We start from the raw sequence: 17,489 nt of genomic DNA, 5'->3' as shown, positions 1-17,489 counted from the left end.
GGCGTCCTGCCGGTTTACCCCCGCTCCAAAGCCTGCGTTCGGCCAGCGTGGTTGACGGGGCGCCTAAGATCAAAATCAAGATCAAGATCAAGATCTACAGCACGGCGGCCTAGTAGCCGACCTGAGTGGTTGAATCAAAAGCAAACTCGAGGCGGCCTGACAGCCGACCTGTTCTTGGAAGCTGAACTCGGTTAAATGTGGGAAGGGGCTTGCTCCCGAATGCGGCGTGTCAGTTGATGCATCTGTGAATGGCCCGCCGCATTCGCGAGCAAGCCCGCTCCCACATTTTGAGCTCAGTACATCAGGTAGATGTGTGTACTCGGTCCAATGTGGGAGCTGGCTTGTCGGACCGCCGAACCGCTGCGAAGGCATCAACTCGGTGTACCTGATGTACCGAGGTGTCTGCATCGCAGGCAAGCCAGCTCCCACACAAAAGCAGCTCTGCTTCTGATCTGTTTTTGCTCTGCTGTTGCCCTGCTTTTGCTTCAACCACTCAGGTCGGCTACTAGGCCGCCGTGCTCTGCTTTTGATCTTGATTTTGATCTGACAGGCCCCGTTAACCACGATGGCCGCAAGTAGGCACGGTGGAGCGGGTAAACCGGCAAGGATGCCGGTTTAGCCGCGCTGGGCCAGGGATGGCCCATCGCGGCGACCCGCGGAACCGGGCCGGAGTGCGGGCATGCCGAGCCTTAGCGAGGCACCGAGTGGTGGGGCAAAGACCTTTTGGTTACTTTTGGGGCGCTTGCCAAAAGTGACTCGCTGTAAGAGCGAAACCATAAGCGGCCGTTACCGCAGCAACGGATATGTACTCAATTTACCTAACCCCATCACAGGCTGAGCACCACACAAAAAGTTGCGTAGATACCTATGCCATCGCAGGCAAGCCAGCTCCCACATTTTTTTCGGTGGTGTGTCAGACCTGCCGTTTGGGCAATTCGATCAGCACCTTCAACCCACCCAGCTCACTCTCCTGCAACTGCAACACCCCGCCCCACACCTCGACGATATCGCGCACGATGCCCAGCCCCAGGCCATGGCCGTCAATCTGTTCATCCAGCCGCGTGCCACGGCTGAACACTTGGTCGCGCTGGCTCTGCGGAATGCCTGGGCCGTCGTCTTCGATGGCCAGCAGGTAGCTGTGTGGCGTTTCGCTGATGCTCAAGCGTATTTCGGCATCCGCCCATTTGCAGGCGTTGTCCAGCAGGTTGCCCAACAGTTCCAGCAGGTCCTCGCGGTCCCAGGGTAATTGCAGGCCTTGCGTGACGTGGTAGCTCAACTCCAGGTGTTCACCGTGGATCATATTCAGCGTGGCCAGCAGGCCGGGCAGCTCTTTTTCGCAATCAAACAAGGCACCCGGCAAGGTTTCGCCGGCAAGACGTGCGCGGTTGAGTTCGCGATTAAGCCTTTGCTGCACCTGTTCCAACTGTTCGCGCAACAGTTTGCCCAGTTCGGGATGGGCCTTGAGCTGCTCGCTGGATGCCACGCTCAACAGCACGGCCAACGGTGTTTTCAGCGCGTGCCCCAAGTTGCCCAGCGCGTTGCGCGAGCGCTTGAGGCTGTCTTCAGTGTGGGCCAGCAAGTGGTTGATCTGCGCCACCAGCGGCTCCAGTTCCAGCGGCACTTGGGTGTCGAGTTGCGAGCGCTGGCCCTGTTGCAGTTGGGCGATCTGGTTGCGCGCGGTTTCCAGCGGGCGCAAGGCACGGCGCACGGTGACCCGTTGCAGGATCAGCACCAGCATCAATGCCGCGAGGCCCATTACCAGGCCGATCTGACGCATCAAACGAAAACTTTCCCGCACCGGCGTGTAGTCCTGGGCCACGCTGATGGAAATCGACTGGCCAAAGCGCTTGTAGTCCGCGCGCAACACCAGCAATTGCTGGCCTTCCGGGCCCAGTTGCAGGTTGCCCTTGAGCCCGGCCTCGGGCAGGCGCGGCAACTCCTGGTCCCACAGCGAGCGGGAACGCCAGTGAATATCGGCAAAATCGATACGGAAATAATGCCCGGAAAACGGCCGCTGATAAGCCGGTGACAGGCGTTGTTCGTCCAGCTGCACGCCGTTGGGCCCACGCACCAGCGCCACCAGCAGGTTCTCGGCGTCATTACGCAACCCGGCTTCCAGGTAGCGCTGCAAACCGGCCTCGAACAACCACAAACTGGTTTGCGCCAGCACCACGCCGACGATCACCATCACGCTGATCAGCCCCAGGCTCAGGCGCCGTTGAATGGACATCATGCAGGGCCGGCGCCAAACCGGTAACCCTGGCCGCGCCGGGTCTCAATTACGCTGCGGCCCAGCTTGCGGCGCAGGTGGTTGACGTGGACTTCCAATACGTTGGAATCACGCTCGGTCTCGCCGTCATATAAATGCTCGGCCAAGTGGCTTTTCGACAGGATTTGCTCCGGGTGCAGCATGAAGTAGCGCAACAGGCGGAATTCGGCGGCGGTCAGCTGGATCTCGTCGCCATCACGCAGCACGCACTGGCGGCCTTCATCCAGGTGCAGCCCGGCGGCTTGCAAGGTCGGCTGGTTGGCGTGGCCGTGGGAGCGGCGCAGCAAGGCCTGGATGCGCAGGTGCAGCTCTTCGGGGTGAAAGGGTTTACTCAGGTAATCGTCGGCGCCGGCCTTGAGCCCTTCGATACGCTCAGCCCAGGAGTCGCGAGCGGTGAGGACCAGCACCGGGGTAGCGAGGGCGGCCGCGCGCCACTGCGCCAATACCTCCAAGCCCGGCAGGCCGGGTAAGCCAAGGTCGAGGATAATCAGGTCATAGGGTTCGCTGCGGCCTTGGTACGCGGCATCGCGCCCATCGGCCAGCCAATCGACGGCATAACCCTGACGCTGCAGGCCGGCCAACAGCTCATCGGCCAGGGGTACGTTGTCTTCCACCAGAAGCAGGCGCATCAGTCGTCTTCCTTATCTTTGAGCAGCACACCGGTCGTCGCATCCAGCTTGATCTCACGCACCACGCCCTCGGTGGTGACCAGCTCCACTTCATAGGCATATTGGCCGTGTTTTTTTTCAAGCTCGGCTTCCAGCAGCCGGGAGCCGGGGTAGCGCGCCATGGCCTGCTGCAGCAGTTGCTCCAGCGGCAGGATCACACCCTGCTGACGCAGTGCCAAGGCTTCATCCTGGTTGAGGTCGCGGGCGGCCAGGCTGGAACAAAAAGCCAGCAGCACCAGCACCATCCAACCGCTGGCGCGTCGATATACCTTCATTACGTATCCTGATGATTCTTGAGCACGTGCCCGGTGAGCGCGTCCAATTCGACTTCCCACTCGATGCCGTCGGCATCTTCCAGTTCAACTTGATACAGGTACTTGCCGTAAGCCTCGTCCAGATCGGTGTCGACCAGTGTCGAACCTGGGTGCAGCGCCAGGGCCGTGGCTTCCAGCTGATCAAAGGCGACAATTGTAACAGTGCCAGGCAATTTCAGTGGTTTGTCGGGGTCCACTGTTCGGGCCTGTGCCGCCGTGGAGGCAATGATACCGGCGGCGACCAGCGCTGTAAGGCGCTTCATGATGAGTCTCCGTTTCAGGATGTATTTCCTACGCAGGCCACCGTACCCGCTGCAACTTAACTGAAACTGAATTGCCACCATGGCATTTTTCAATCGGCATCTTTCCCCATTACCCGCGAGTTTTCCTATACTGCCCCGCTCGCTTAAAAAGAGACTGGTATGACAGCCATCCACATCAAGTTTCCCGCCCTGACGCTCAAGGCCGGTAAACGTGCGTTTGCGCGCATTCGCGAACAGGGCCTCCAGCCTGCGGATGTCGGCATCCTCCCCGGCGCGGCCGGTGGCCCCAAGGCGCTGGGCATCCAGGGCCTGGACCTGGCACTGTTCGGCGATTGGCTGCCGCGCGCGCCGCGCGAGCGCGCATTGATCGGCGCATCTATCGGCTCCTGGCGGTTTGCCAGCGCCTGCCTGCCCGACCCGGTGCAAGGCCTGCTCGACCTGGGTCGCCTGTATAACGAACAAAGCTTTGCCAAGGGCGTGACCATGGCCGAGGTCAGCCGCAGTTGCCAACGCATGCTCGATGACCTGCTTGCGGGCCGCGATGCGCGGGTGTTGGACAACCCCGACTATCGCCTGAACATCATGGTGGTCAAAAGCCACGGCCTGCTGGCCGATGACCATCGCGGCCGGCTCGGTTTGGGCCTGTCGTCAGTGATCGCCGACAACCTGCGCGGCCGTGCACGGCTGTCGCGGCATTTCGAACGGCTGATCATCCACGACCCGCGCCAGCCGCCACCGGTGCACCCGCTGCAGGATTTCCCCTCGCGCTTTGTGGACCTGGAGTTGGGCAACCTGCGCCAGGCGCTGCTGGCGTCCGGCTCGATCCCCATGGTGATGCAAGGCGTGCGCGACCTGCCCGGCGCCGGCGTTGGCACCTACCGCGACGGCGGCCTGCTGGACTACCACCTCGACCTGCCCTACCACGGCGACGACATTGTGCTGTACCCGCACTTCACCGACCGAGTCATCCCCGGCTGGTTCGACAAGGGCCTGCCGTGGCGGCGCAGCAACCAGCAGGGCTTGCAGGATGTGTTGCTGCTCGCACCGTCCAAGGACTACCTGGCCCGCCTGCCCCACGGCAAACTGCCGGACCGCAGCGACTTCAAGCGTTTCATGGGCGATGACCCCAGCCGCAACAAGTACTGGCAGACGGCGATGAGCGAGAGCCAGCGCATGGGCGATGAGTTCCTCGACTTGGCGGATAACGGCAAGTTGGGCGAGCACTTGCAGGCGCTTTGACCAAGCGGTATGCGCGACGAGGGATCAAGCTGTTAAACTCGCCGCCTGCCAGATACCTGACCGAGCTGAAAATACTGTGGAAATCTTCAAAGAGTTTACCTTCGAGTCCGCCCACCGCCTGCCGCACGTACCGCAAGGCCACAAATGCGGGCGCCTGCATGGGCATTCGTTCAAGGTGGCGATCCACCTGAGCGGCGATCTGGACCCGCATACCGGCTGGATTCGCGACTTCTCGGAGATCAAGGCGATTTTCAAACCGCTCTATGAACGCCTCGACCACAACTACCTCAACGACATCCCAGGCCTGGAAAACCCGACCAGCGAAGTGCTGGCCAAGTGGATCTGGAATGAGCTCAAACCCCTGCTGCCGGAACTCAGCGCGATTCGTATCCACGAAACCTGCACCAGCGGCTGCATCTATCGCGGCGAGTAAGTCGACGTTGTGAAAAAACCACCCTTACGGTGGTTTTTTTATGGCCGGCTACCATACAGTCAAGGCTCCCGGCCGAAACGAGCACGCGTTGATGCCCCCTTCGATACGCCCCGCCACTGCCGACGATGTCGCCGCCATCGAGACCATCGTCCAGATTGCCTACTCACCCTACATCGAGCGAATCGGGCGCAAGCCCGGGCCGATGCTTGAGAACTATCACACGCTGGTCGAGACCGGTGGGGTGCACGTGCTGGAGAACGCCGGGCAGGTTCAAGGCTTTATTATCCTGCTCGAGGACGATAACGCCTTGCTGCTGGACAACCTGGCCGTGGCCCCGGAGGCACAAGGCCTGGGATTCGGGCGGCTGTTGATGAACTTTGCTGAACAACAGGCCATCGACGCCGGCTACGCAGCGATCCGCCTGTACACCCATGAAACCATGACCGAAAACATCACGCTGTACACCCGCCGCGGCTATGTCGAAACCCATCGCGCCGTGGAACATGGCCTGCACCGCGTGTACATGTCCAAGCGCCTTCAGGAGACCCCCATGGAAAATATCTGGCTGGCGCAGGCCAAGCGCCTGCAGGCACTGGCCTCCACGGGGCTGCACTTTTGCACCGACGCCTTTGAGCGCGAGCGCCTTGAGGAAATCGGCGAGATTGCCCACAGCATGCTGGCGCAACTGGCGGATGTGCCCTTGGAGCGCATCACCGGGCTGGTCCCGGATTTCGCCAAGCGCTATTCAACGCCCATGATCGATGTGCGCGGCGCGGTGATCGAGGGCGAGCGCATTCTGCTGGTGCGCGAGCTGACCGATGGCTGCTGGGCGCTGCCAGGGGGCTACGCCGATATCGGTTTGTCGGCGGCGGAAAACATCGTCAAGGAGATCCGCGAGGAAGCCGGGTTGAGCGTTACCGCGCGGGCGCTGTACAGCGTCACGCACAAGGCCAAGGGCTTGTATCGCCCGGATGTGCGCGACTTCTACAAGCTCTATTTCCTGTGTGACCGCGTAGACCAGCTGGCGCCGATGGCGGGGTTCGAAACCACGGAAGTCGGTTTTTTTGCCTTGGACGATCTGCCGCCACTGTCCCGTGGGCGCACCATCGAAAGCGATCTGCACGCGGCGTTTGCCTTTCATCGCGGCGAGACGACCCAGACGCTCTTCGACTGATCCAATTTGTACCACCGCTGCACCGCTTTCGTGCCCGACTGGGCATAAAGAACACTGCTCCCGGCGATTCACCACGGTTTGGCTATAAATACTGTGCACGGTGCACAGCGCCCACCGTGCGCTCGTCACTGCCGCTGATTTGGCACGCGCGGTGCAATAGGCCTGCGTCACTCATTCAGGAGCAAGGCACATGACGCAGCAAGAACCGGGCAACGATTACCCCCTCAGCGAAGTGCCGATGCATGCGCGCAAAGGCCTGGCGTCCACCGCCATGGTGCTGCTGGGGTTTACGTTTTTTACCGCAACCATGTTTGCCGGCGGCAAGCTGGGCGTAGCGTTCAGTTTTACCGACATGCTCGGCGTCGTGGCCTTGGGTAACCTGCTGCTGGGCATTTACGCCGCAGGCCTGGGTTACATCGCGTTCAAGAGCGGCTTGAACTCGGTGCTGATGGGGCGCTTCTGCTTTGGCGAAGTCGGCAGCAAGCTCAGTGACTTGATCTTAGGCTTCACCCAGATCGGCTGGTACGCCTGGGGCACCGCCACCGCCGCCGTGGTGCTGGGCAAGTATTTCGAACTGAGCCAGGGCAGCGTGCTGGGGTTGATGGTGCTGTTCGGCATGGTGTTCTGCGCCACGGCGTATGTGGGGTATCGCGGGCTGGAGATCCTGTCCTACATCGCAGTGCCAGCCATGGGCATTTTGCTGTTCTTGTCGATGTGGGTCGCCACGGTAACAGTCGGCGGGCTGGACGGCCTGCTGGCCGTGGTGCCGACGGGTGAGATGGACTTGTCCATGGCGATCACCCTGGTGTTCGGCACCTTTGTCAGCGGCGCGACCCAGGCCACCAACTGGACGCGATTTTCCCGCTCCGCCAAGGTCGCGGTGCTGGCCAGCCTGATCGGATTTTTTATCGGCAATGGCTTGATGGTGTTGATCGGCGCGTATGGCGCCATCGTCTATCAGCAACCGGACGTGGTGGAAGTGTTGCTGCTGCAGGGCTTCGCCATGGCGGCAATGGCCATGCTGCTGCTGAATATCTGGAGCACCCAGGACAACACCATCTACAACTTCGCCGTCGCCGGCTGCAACCTGCTGCGCACTAAACGCCGCAAGACCGTGACGCTCGCCGGTGCAGTGATCGGCACCCTGCTGGCGCTACTGGGTATGTACGACATGTTGGTGCCCTACCTGATTCTGCTGGGCACCGTGATTCCGCCGATTGGCGGGGTGATCATGGCCGACTTCTTTTACCGCTACCGCGGCCAGTACCCGCGTCTGGCCGAGACACGCCTGCCGGCATTCAATTGGCCTGGGCTGGTGGCCTATGTGGTGGGCACGGTGCTGGCGTTCCATTCGCCCTGGGTGGCGCCATTGGTGGGAATTGTCGCTGCATCGCTGACCTATATCGTGCTGACGTCAGTGTTACGCGTACGCTCGCCACTGGCTGATGCCTCGGCATGAGCCTGACGGTCGCGGATGTGCTGGCCCTGCCCGGCCTGGAATCGTTGCGCCTGCGCGCGGGTGATGCAGGCCTCGATAACACCGTGCGTTGGCCCTATGTCGCGGAGAACAGCGGGATCGCCGAGTGGGTGCTGGGTGGCGAGCTGGTGTTTGTCACGGGCATCAATCACCCACGCGATGAGGCCAACTTGCTGCGCTTGCTGGATGAAGCCTGTCAGCGTCAGGTCGTCGGGTTGGTGATCCTCACCGGGCCGACCTATATCCAGGCAATTCCCCAACGCTTGCTGGAGGCCGCCGAAGCCGCCGGCATGCCGCTGATCGAGCAGCCCTACTCGCTGAAAATGGTACTGGTGACCCAGGCGATTGGCTCGGCGCTGATCCAGTCCGAGCAATTGGGCCGTTCACGGCATGATGTGCTGGAGCGCTTGCTGGCCGGTGATTATCAATCCCTGGACGTGTTGCTGCATCGGGCTGTGCAACTGGGCCTGTCATTGGCAGGGCATTGGCAGATCGTCCAGTTGCACCTGGAGGGTGGTGAGGCGTTGTTTGCCCAAAACGACACGGCGCAGGTGGAAGCACAGTTGGCCCGTCAGCACGACAGCATCGGCCGTCGATTGCGCCAGTTTTCGGCACAGCATCATGCGGCGTTGCCGGTGTTGGGCCGGGCTGGGCAATGGACCGTGCTGCTGCCGGCCACTGATGCGGTAGCGGCGTTGGGCAATCGTCAGCAATTGGCCGCGTGGCTTAACCCGTTGAACCTGCGCCTGGCGCCCTTAAAGCTGTTTATCGGCATGAGCGCCGCCGCACACCCGCCTGCACGCCTGCCTCAGGCACACGATGAAGCCCGCCAGGCACTGACGGCTGCGCGACGTTTCAGCGACCGCGCCGGGCTTTGTGTATATGACGAACTGGGCGTGCTGAAACTGCTCAGCGGCGTACGTGATCGCGCCCTGCTCGATCAGTTCCTCAACGAGCGCCTGGGCCCGCTGCTACGCCACGACCTGCATCATGGCCCGAGCCTGATGCCAACCCTGGAAGCCTGGTTTCACGAGAATGGTAACCTAGTGGCCGCCGCCCAGCGCCTGGCCGTACACCGCAACACCCTGACACACCGCGTCCAACGCATCGAAGCCCTGTGTGGGCTGAGGTTGGACAACTCATATGACCGCCTGGACATCGGCATCGCCCTGATGATCTGGCGGCTGTCTGCCTGACTGTCTTTAGCCAAGAGGAACTTGCCCATGCATATCATCAACGCCCGCCTGCGCAACCGTGAAGGCCTGCATGATCTGCACCTGGAACACGGCCGGATCGCCAGTATCACCGCACAAACGGCGGTACCTGCTTTAACGGCCGGCGACTTGGACGCCGCCGGCAACCTGGTCATACCACCTTTTGTTGAGCCGCATATTCACCTCGACGCCACCCTGACCGCCGGCGAACCGCGCTGGAACATGAGCGGCACGCTGTTCGAGGGCATCGAGTGCTGGGGCGAGCGTAAGGCCACCATCACCCAGGAAGACACCAAGACCCGCGCCAAGAAAACCATCCAGGCCCTGGCCGCCCACGGTATCCAGCATGTGCGTACCCACGTGGACGTCACCGACCCCGACCTCACAGCACTCAAAGCCATGCTCGAGGTGCGCGAGGAAAGCTCGCACCTGATCGACCTGCAGATCGTCGCGTTTCCCCAAGAAGGCATCGAGTCCTTCCGCAATGGCCGCGAGCTGATGGAAGAAGCCATCCGCCTGGGTGCCGACGTGGTGGGTGGCATCCCCCACTTTGAATATACCCGCGACCAAGGTGTGAGTTCGGTGAAGTTCCTGATGGACCTGGCCGAGCGCACCGGTTGCCTGGTGGACGTGCATTGCGATGAAACCGACGACCCGCACTCGCGTTTTCTCGAAGTGCTCGCCGAAGAAGCCCGCAGCCGCGACATGGGCGCGCGCGTCACCGCCAGCCACACCACGGCAATGGGCTCCTACGACAACGCCTACTGCGCCAAACTGTTTCGCCTGCTGGGGCACTCGGGCATCAGCTTCGTCTCCTGCCCCACCGAAAGCATCCACCTGCAGGGCCGCTTCGACAGCTTCCCCAAACGCCGCGGCGTCACCCGCGTCAACGAACTGCTCGAAGCCGGCATGAACGTGTGCTTCGGCCAGGACTCGATTGTCGACCCCTGGTATCCGCTGGGTAACGGCAACATCCTGCGCGTGCTCGAAGCCGGCCTACACATCTGCCACATGCTTGGCTACCGCAACCTGCAAAGCGCCCTGGACCTGGTCACCGACAACAGTGCCAAGGCGATGGCCCTGGGTGACCGTTATGGCCTGGAGCCTGGACGACCGGCCAACCTGTTGATCTTATCGGCAGACAGCGACTACGAAGTCATTCGCAGCCAAGGCCTGCCGCTTTACTCGGTACGCAATGGCAAGGTGTTGATGAAACGGCAACCGGCGCAGGCGGCGTTTTTGTAAGCGGCCCGGCTAAACAATCGAATCGATATCCAGTGGTTGTGCCCTCCCACGGTCGTTGTGGGAGGGTGGCGGGATACTGGCGACTTGGGCTAGCTCGCGGTTCTCACGGTGGCTTAACCAACGCTTGAGGCTGGGCTGCAGCTGGGTGGCGTGGGCTTGACTGCCGTATACATCACGCGCCTCCAAGCGACGCCAGCGTAGAGATTCCAAACGCTGGCGACTGGCGCGCAATCGGTCGATTTCAGCGTTCAATGCCTGGTTATGTTCATGCCCATAGCTGCGCTGGTTGGTTGGACGCCGCCGATCAAGCTCACGGTTCTTGTCACGCAATTGCTGAGTCATGATTTGCAGCGCACGGTCGATCAACTCAAACTCCCTTGGCGTGACCAAAGGCCCTTGGCTATCGACGGTCTGTTGCCAACGACGCAACGTGGCCCACGCCGCCGGGATGTAGCTGGCGGTCATGAAGTGCTGGTTGGCCTGGAACAGTTGCTTCAGCAGGTTGGCGCGGTCGGGCATATCACCATGGAGTTGCAGCGCGCGGTTGCATCCGGCCTCGAGGATGGACTCACAACCGGGCTGCCATAAAACCGAGGACAGTGCGCCGTCCGGGAGCTTGATCGGCATGAAGTGCTGTTGCTCACCGTGATGCCGGTAAGGATTGCCACCGACGCGCACCAGGCCGGCGGCGAATAACAAGCCACCCGGAGCAGGCGCGCTGAATAACACTACAGCCCCCGGAACCCAGAGTTTGGCGGTGGTATTCATCCACGGGGCGGGAACGCTGGGCACCGGGTCGTTGTGATTGACGATGCGGTGGTGGACCAGAGACGCGGCACCTTCAGTGAACTCGGAATCGGCGGCGCGCGGGGCACCGTAGGTGTAAAGGAGGATGTTGTAGTCGGCACCGGGGACTCGGCGCAGCCCTTCTGCCAGAAGCAAGGCGATGGCGCCGCCGAGACTGTGGCCGCAAATCACAATGCGCTGACCGTCGTGGAATTGACCGAGGTACTGCAGAACGAAATCGCGCATCGCTCGATACGCCTTATAAAAGCCCTCGTGGGCTTTACCTACGCCGCCGTCAAAGGGCACCTGATGGGCATTGGCGTCGCGCAGTGCATCGGCACCACTGGCGGTGCCTCGCACCGCAATCAGGATGATTTGATCATGATGAGTGATAAACGCCTGCGTATCAGTGCCGAACTGTTCATCGTCGAAAAAGTGCACACGCGCAGGATGCTCCTGCTCATCTCCAAGCTCTGAACGGTTCTGCGGATACAACTCAGGATCGAAGGGCACAATTTCAAAGCGCTGGGAGTAGGGAACGTCCTCATAGAGCGGGTAAAAGCGTTGAACCTGATCACGGTCGACCTTCCAGGCTTCCTGGTACCCCGAAAGTTTTTCGGCGAACACATTCCCTACGCTTGGATCCAGGGGGAAGCTGACTTTATCCACGGGTCGCGTCGGAGGTTCCTGGCCAAAGTCGCAGTAACTCAATGTGGACATCAACGCCAGTTGATACAGGTTCAAGGCACAAAACCGATCATCGCCGCAGAGCATCGGGCGCAGAGCACGCAACGGTCGTACTTCGAGTACCGTGTGCAGATTAGGAAACAACACAACGCCGGACAACGCCGGCTGAGGCGGGCCGAACCCCAGCTCAGCCATCATTCTTAGCGCGTGCCGTTGAGGTTGATACGCCCGAGGCGCCAAGGGCGGCAAGTGAGCAACATGTCGGACCAGGTCGCGTACTTCTACCTGATAAAAACGGTCCGCCTGGTGCTGGGCAGCATACCCTTCAAGACGTTGACCCTCTGCGGTAGAAAAGCGGGTTTTTTCTGCGCGAACTTGAAGGTCGGTGATAGGTAACTTGTAAGTCCGGCGCTTTCTTAATCCGAAATACGGCTCCTCACTACCAGAATACAAAGCTTCCAATGTTAGAACGACGGGACCGCAGTAAAACCCTTGTAGCTTGGCGAATCCCTCTCCATTCAACCTTCCGGTGTATTGATGCCCCGTACTGTCGTGAATGGTGTACGTAAGCCCACCGTACGCCTCCCCACTGCCTGTTTCATCAACCAGACAAAAGCTCGCCCAATGCCCTTTCAACGCGCAAGCAGGCATCTTGCTACTGAAAAAAGGTTGCTTCCATGCTTCCTGCTTCATGATTCAGCTCCTTGTTATTTGCACGTGGGATAGACATCACACACGCGCCCATCCGGCATCGTGATAGGTTTAAAGTCTGTGGTATTGCTGCCGCAAGCTCCCTGTAGATCTTCAAAGCTTTTACCGAAGCAGCGCTTCCAACCGCCAGGCACAGCTATCCAACTTTCGTAAAAAGCCGGTTCCTCCTCATCGGTAAGTGCCAGCACCAGCCTGAGTGTCTTTCCAGGCAGCAGATCTCTTTGTGCAACCCCACCCGCTCGCACTTTTTGCCGCTTCCCCGTCGCGTCCAACGCCTTGCATTCCAGAAGTTTCCTGATCGTATGTGCCGACCCGACCGTCCGAAACAACCACATACATTGGCCAGGTAATTCCTGAACACCCGAATCTGGCATCCCCGCTACACCCTCAGACTCAATAGGATCTGTAAAGTAGATACCCCCACGATCCCCACCGACATCAGTGTCGCGCTCGCCCCACTTCGCATAAAAGTCGAACGCCACACTGCGCAGTACCGTAGGGCAGCCTTCAATGGTTTCAGTCAACGGCAGGTCATAGCTCACCCGCCCGGCTACGGGCTTGTAATCAGCAATAATTATTTTTCGTTCAGGCCTTTTGCCGCGTCGCCGCGGCAACTTGCAGAGTTGTTCTCTGGCGGGACTGTAATTAGCCGCGCCAACAAATCGAAATTGCGCCGGCAAATCCACCTCCAACGTAAAGTGGTCAGTCGGCCCTACCGTACACCCCGAAAGCCACCCCAACCCAAGCACAACTAAAGCGCCACGCATGCACCTATTCATGCTTTTCCCCCAATCTTCGCCACTGCTCCAGCACCCGTTCAAAATGATCGCCGGGCGCTTCCTCTTGCATCGGTTGCCATCGAATCACGCTGGCTTGCGTCGCCTCCTCCAACCTGCGTACCACCAGGAATTCGAGTTGCTGCGGCCCACGCCATCGCCAGGCTCGGGCTTGTTCCAACACCTGGGTCAGCCAGATCCTGGGGTCTTGAAACTCGACTAAAGCGGCGAGGCCTTCGCTGTGTTCGCTCAGCAGGTAGCGCAGGATGTTGGCGTGCAGGATGGCGTCGGCCTGGGGGTTGGGTGTGTTCAGCCAAGGTGCCGGCACAGGCAGCGGATACTCGCCAGGGGCTGGGTTTTCGCCCTCGCACCAGCGGCCCTCATACCAGTAGTACACGCTGATCAGCGGGCCGAGAAAGACCGGCCAGTGATCGATCGACAGGTGAGCCAACGCGCGAGCCAGGGTACGGTTATCGTGAATGCGATACAGCGCCTGGCTGCCTGCCGGCCCTACCAACAGACGCTCGCGCCAGTGCCGAGCCAGGCCTTCCAGATCGTCGTCGGGCAGGCTGCCCAACCAGCCCCAGTTCGTCTGCGGGTGTTGCAGCAACTCGACCAGCGCGGGTTCCCCTATCTGGTCCAGTAGCAGGATCATCGGGCCGGCAGTTGCCAGCTCGGCCACGGCAGTCTCAGCGTAGAGAAAGCAATACTGCGGCAGGTGGCGGACCTTCAACAACGGCTCCCGGGCAACATGATTTCCATCAAGAATCAAACACAGTCGGCGTCCCGCCTGATGTTGTCGAGCCATCCAGCGGCCGGGCATACTCGCCATCAAGCAGCCCTCCCCGCGATGTTGCACAGGCCTTCGCGACATTGCTCACACACCGGGCAGTAGTCAGCACCCAACTGGCGGGCAACACCCATGATGGCGACCTGCGTCGCTGCTATGTTCGGGGCGCTCATAGCAGAAAAAGAGCCCGTCGACCTGCGTGCAGGCGGTAAGCCACCCACCGTAATTGGTCGGCTGCTGAAAATACCACCCGCCTGGATCAGCAAATGCTCTCCGCCAGCCTGGAGGCTCAGCTGCGCGCCCGCATCAATGACCAGGCTGGCACCGGCCTTGAGGTAGAGTTGTTGCCCCGCCTCGATGACTACAGTTTGACGAACATGGGTCTCGCTGCTGCCTTGCACATCGAGGCGATCGTTGGCTTTGAGCAAGACGTTGCGGTCACCCGTAGTGTGACGGTGTTCTGTGCTTTCCAGATGTACCGTGCTTGAACCCCGAATGATTTCCTGGCGCTCCCCGGCGACCTCCAAACGACTGTCGCGACCCACCTGTTGTTCCAGGTCCCGTTGGGCGCGCAGATAGATGAGTTCTTCGCCGCCGCGGTCTTCAATGTGCAGTTCGTTGGCCCCGCCGCCGCCCATGGAACTGCGGCTGCGCAATACACTGCGCGTCTTGTGGTGCGGCAAAGGATAAGCAGGCATGTGCAGTGCATTGGGCAGGCAGCCATTGATCAAGGGCTGGTCGGGGTCACCTTCCAGAAACGTCACCAGCACTTCCATGCCCACCCGAGGAATCAGCATCGCGCCAAAGCCATCGCCCGCCCAACCGGACGCCACGCGCACCCAGCAACTGCTTGTGTCATCGGTTGTGTCCAGGCGGTCCCAGTGAAAACGAACTTTCACCCGACCGTAGGCATCGCAATGCACCTCTTCGCCCGCTGGCCCCGTCACCGTGGCGGTCTGGCTGCCATTGATGGTTGGCTTGGGGTGTTTGAGGGGCGGCCGATGCGCTGCGCGCCATGGCGTTGCGGTGAATCGGTTGCGATAGCCCTGCAATACATCTGCCTCAAACCCCGCCTCCTCCAGCACTTGCGGTTGATACCCCTCATGACGCACGGATTTGATCAACCATAGGTCGTTGCAGGCTGGATCCGGGTGATCACGCAGTTCTAGAAAATGGCCGCTGCTTAACGCCGGCTGATCACTTTTACCCAATGCACGAAGACAATCGCTTTGGTGGCGTTCCAAGCCCCGGCGCGCCAATTGCTTGCCGCGTGCGGCGTGGCTGAAACCGGCGGGGTAGCAATAATCTTCAAAGTGTTGAACGGATGAGGCACTGGCCTTTTCTTGCAGGCGCAGCGAAGGGTGTTCGAAGTCATGATCGCGGTGCACGGTTTGCCGGCTGCGGATTTGCAGGCGCACGTCGAAACGCCGGATCGCTCTCGTATCAGCCGCCAGGTCCCCCACCGCGCGGTAACGCTGCGCAGGCAAGCGTCGAAACACCGTCTGGTCATCACCAAATACGAGTAGGTGATTATCTGGGCTGTGGCGAAAGTGATAGTGAATCCCCTCCTCCTCACACAGCCGTTGAATAAAGTGCAGGTCGCTTTCTGCGTACTGCACGCAGAACGCACGTGGCGGATAGACCACAGGGCCAAGTTCAAAGGCATAGGCGTCGCCAAGAATGCCATGCTGTGCAAGTACTGCAGCGATGATCTGCGGCACGCTGCGCCGCTGGAAAATCCGCTGGTCACGCCGATGGGCAAGGCATGCCAGGCGGGGGGCCAGGGTGAGATGATAGCGAGTGAGCCGACCACCTGGGTCATCCCGGCCAATGGCGTAGACCTGCCCATGCAGGCCCGCATCCGCTTCGCCAAAATCCAGATAGGCTGGCTGGTGCAGCAATGCCTCCAGATCCAGGGAGGGGTTTTCACTGACTAACTGCAGGTGAATGAAGTAAGGCTGATCAAGACACTCGCTGCCTTTGAAAGCCAGCACCTGAAAGTCTCGGGTTAACTCTGAAAAAGTTGATTCGCAAAACATCAACTTGAAACGCGGCAAAACAAAAACGCCAACCATCCGTAGTTACCCGTCATCAATTATTTGACTGAAAGGCTTTCTCCCGCCGGACGTTGATTGAGCTGCCGGGATAAAGCGCCTGAACCCACTGAAGCTTAGCGATTTCAGGCGAAATTCGGGCCTTCAAAAATAATAAAGAAGATTCGTACGGCGTGGCCGGAAGTGTCTTTTACAAAACAAGACAAGGCATTATTTTTATAATGAACAACAACAAGAAAAGTCCTACGTTAATCTGACAAGCATAATTACTCGATAAAGAATCGGCTGACACTTATTCAGGATACCAGCCGCATTCACATGTTCAGGTTTGCGGTCGTGCAGCCCCGAATAAACTGACGCTCAGCAATACTTCGCCCTGAGCCTGCAACCGTACCGGCGCCGTGCCACCTGGCATGACCACGGCCACTTCTCCAGCCTCAACCCAACCTGCCCGCCACGCCGCGCATGCCACTGCACTGGCGCTGGTCCCGGAGGACGCGGTAGGGCCTTCGCCCCGCTCAAACACCCGCGCGATAACCCGATTACCCGAAAAGCGGGCAGCCCATTGCAGATTGACCCCGGCAATGCAGGGTTGGCCGCGCCCTAGAGGTGGCGCAAAGGCGATTGCCTGCAACGCCTCGAACAGGGCGCGCTGGTGCATCGACTGATTGTCAGGTAATGCCCAGGCTTGCTCGACGAGCGTCACGCAGTGCGGATTGCCGACACGGACAAACTGGCTGTGCGCCCATTGCGGGTTGATCGCAGCCAGGGAAGGTATGTGACTGAAGTGACGCCCCTCATCAACGCCTTCAGCGCCAACCGCTGAAGGCCCGAACGCTGGTCGCCCCAAGGCCAGCCAGAACCCCGCCGCCTGTTCGTAGACTGCAGGTTCCACGGGCGTTGCAACGGGCGACGCGGTATCGGCTTTGTTGTGATGTACCCGCAACTCACAGCCTTGAGTCATCAGCCCCTGATCGGTCAGCGCCTGAGCAAAGATCGTCAAACCGTTGCCGCTGCGTTCGGCGAGTGAGCCATCTGTATTGACGATCAGCAGGTCAAACGGCGGCGCGCGCTCGAACGGCCCGACCAACAAACCATCGCAGCGGTGCGCCTTCGCACCCGCCGGACGCGGCAATGTGCCCCACCCACATTCGGATGCAATTGCCGACGATGCCCAGGCCTGTGCAGTACTCGCGGCCTGGGCGGCGTTGTCCGGTACGTCAATGCCCTTGCGCCTTAACAAGGCCGGGCTGATCACGCCATAGATATTGCCGCGGGCATCGTAGAACTGGGTCATGGGGTCATCCACATCCGGTGTCGCTGAGCGTCAAAAAGAAAAACACTGTGCGATTGTGTGGGATAGCGTCGCTTGAAACCACCCACTAGCCA

The 17,489-nt window shown here is 60.3% G+C and carries 15 protein-coding genes and 1 pseudogene; 7 read left to right on the top strand and 9 right to left on the bottom strand.

The window, feature by feature from the left end; genetic code table 11:
- Positions 1 to 913: 913 nt before the first annotated feature.
- The 4 genes from ACA065_RS10670 to ACA065_RS10655 are packed head-to-tail and all read right to left on the bottom strand — an operon-like array spanning position 914 to position 3,514.
- On the bottom strand, positions 914 to 2,233 hold the full coding sequence (locus tag ACA065_RS10670) for an ATP-binding protein (protein ID WP_497694462.1): 1,320 nt from the start codon (positions 2,231 to 2,233) through the stop codon (positions 914 to 916).
- Complete coding sequence (locus tag ACA065_RS10665) at positions 2,230 to 2,898, bottom strand: response regulator transcription factor (protein ID WP_094953709.1); 669 nt, start codon at positions 2,896 to 2,898, stop codon at positions 2,230 to 2,232. Before ACA065_RS10665 ends, ACA065_RS10670 begins: the two co-directional genes overlap by 4 nt.
- Positions 2,898 to 3,212 (bottom strand): PepSY domain-containing protein, encoded by a 315-nt coding sequence (locus ACA065_RS10660; protein WP_497694461.1) that lies wholly within the window; start codon positions 3,210 to 3,212, stop codon positions 2,898 to 2,900. The genes ACA065_RS10665 and ACA065_RS10660 overlap by 1 nt, the downstream gene beginning before the upstream one ends.
- Positions 3,212 to 3,514, bottom strand: coding sequence for a PepSY domain-containing protein (locus ACA065_RS10655; protein WP_497694460.1), 303 nt, complete (start codon positions 3,512 to 3,514; stop codon positions 3,212 to 3,214). Before ACA065_RS10655 ends, ACA065_RS10660 begins: the two co-directional genes overlap by 1 nt.
- A gap of 159 nt (positions 3,515 to 3,673) precedes the next feature.
- On the opposite strand from ACA065_RS10655, the gene ACA065_RS10650 reads away from it, so the two are divergent.
- The 7 genes and pseudogenes from ACA065_RS10650 (at position 3,674) to codA (ending at position 10,296) form a co-directional block, all read left to right on the top strand.
- Positions 3,674 to 4,753 carry a patatin-like phospholipase family protein gene (locus ACA065_RS10650; protein WP_497694459.1) on the top strand — a complete coding sequence of 360 codons (1,080 nt, stop codon included), beginning with the start codon at positions 3,674 to 3,676 and terminating at the stop codon, positions 4,751 to 4,753.
- A gap of 76 nt (positions 4,754 to 4,829) precedes the next feature.
- The gene (gene queD / locus ACA065_RS10645) at positions 4,830 to 5,186 is read left to right on the top strand and encodes a 6-carboxytetrahydropterin synthase QueD (RefSeq protein WP_122720764.1); all 357 of its coding nucleotides are present in this window, start codon (positions 4,830 to 4,832) and stop codon (positions 5,184 to 5,186) included.
- A 91-nt stretch (positions 5,187 to 5,277) separates the two neighbouring features.
- Positions 5,278 to 5,724: pseudogene (locus tag ACA065_RS10640) on the top strand (GNAT family N-acetyltransferase); the annotation flags it as partial.
- A gap of 12 nt (positions 5,725 to 5,736) precedes the next feature.
- The gene (locus tag ACA065_RS10635; protein WP_497695331.1) at positions 5,737 to 6,360 is read left to right on the top strand and encodes an NUDIX hydrolase; all 624 of its coding nucleotides are present in this window, start codon (positions 5,737 to 5,739) and stop codon (positions 6,358 to 6,360) included.
- A 190-nt stretch (positions 6,361 to 6,550) separates the two neighbouring features.
- Positions 6,551 to 7,819 carry a cytosine permease gene (gene codB / locus ACA065_RS10630; protein ID WP_497694458.1) on the top strand — a complete coding sequence of 423 codons (1,269 nt, stop codon included), beginning with the start codon at positions 6,551 to 6,553 and terminating at the stop codon, positions 7,817 to 7,819.
- Positions 7,816 to 9,033 (top strand): PucR family transcriptional regulator, encoded by a 1,218-nt coding sequence (locus tag ACA065_RS10625; RefSeq protein WP_497694457.1) that lies wholly within the window; start codon positions 7,816 to 7,818, stop codon positions 9,031 to 9,033. The genes codB and ACA065_RS10625 overlap by 4 nt, the downstream gene beginning before the upstream one ends.
- A gap of 27 nt (positions 9,034 to 9,060) precedes the next feature.
- Positions 9,061 to 10,296, top strand: a complete 1,236-nt coding sequence (codA, locus tag ACA065_RS10620) for a cytosine deaminase (RefSeq protein WP_497694456.1) — start codon at positions 9,061 to 9,063, stop codon at positions 10,294 to 10,296.
- Positions 10,297 to 10,305: 9 nt separating this feature from the next.
- Here codA and ACA065_RS10615 read toward each other — a convergent pair whose 3' ends face one another.
- From ACA065_RS10615 to ACA065_RS10595, 5 genes are all read right to left on the bottom strand, one after another.
- Positions 10,306 to 12,462, bottom strand: a complete 2,157-nt coding sequence (locus ACA065_RS10615) for a lipase family protein (RefSeq protein ID WP_497694455.1) — start codon at positions 12,460 to 12,462, stop codon at positions 10,306 to 10,308.
- Between the two features lie 14 nt (positions 12,463 to 12,476).
- Positions 12,477 to 13,259: a hypothetical protein gene (locus ACA065_RS10610; RefSeq protein ID WP_497694454.1), complete on the bottom strand. Its 783-nt coding sequence runs from the start codon at positions 13,257 to 13,259 to the stop codon at positions 12,477 to 12,479.
- A complete protein-coding gene (locus ACA065_RS10605) occupies positions 13,252 to 14,088 on the bottom strand; it encodes a DUF4123 domain-containing protein (protein WP_497694453.1) in 837 nt (278 codons plus the stop codon). The genes ACA065_RS10610 and ACA065_RS10605 overlap by 8 nt, the downstream gene beginning before the upstream one ends.
- Entirely contained in the window at positions 14,088 to 16,121 is a 2,034-nt protein-coding gene (locus tag ACA065_RS10600; RefSeq protein WP_497694452.1) for a type VI secretion system Vgr family protein, read from the bottom strand. The genes ACA065_RS10605 and ACA065_RS10600 overlap by 1 nt, the downstream gene beginning before the upstream one ends.
- A gap of 301 nt (positions 16,122 to 16,422) precedes the next feature.
- The gene (locus ACA065_RS10595; RefSeq protein ID WP_497694451.1) at positions 16,423 to 17,397 is read right to left on the bottom strand and encodes a diaminopimelate epimerase; all 975 of its coding nucleotides are present in this window, start codon (positions 17,395 to 17,397) and stop codon (positions 16,423 to 16,425) included.
- Positions 17,398 to 17,489 lie beyond the last annotated feature (92 nt).

This window comes from Pseudomonas sp. LBUM1640 (genome assembly GCF_059716225.1).
The sequence above is the reverse complement of the archived record's forward strand: the minus strand, read 5'-3'. Positions and strand labels throughout refer to the sequence as shown.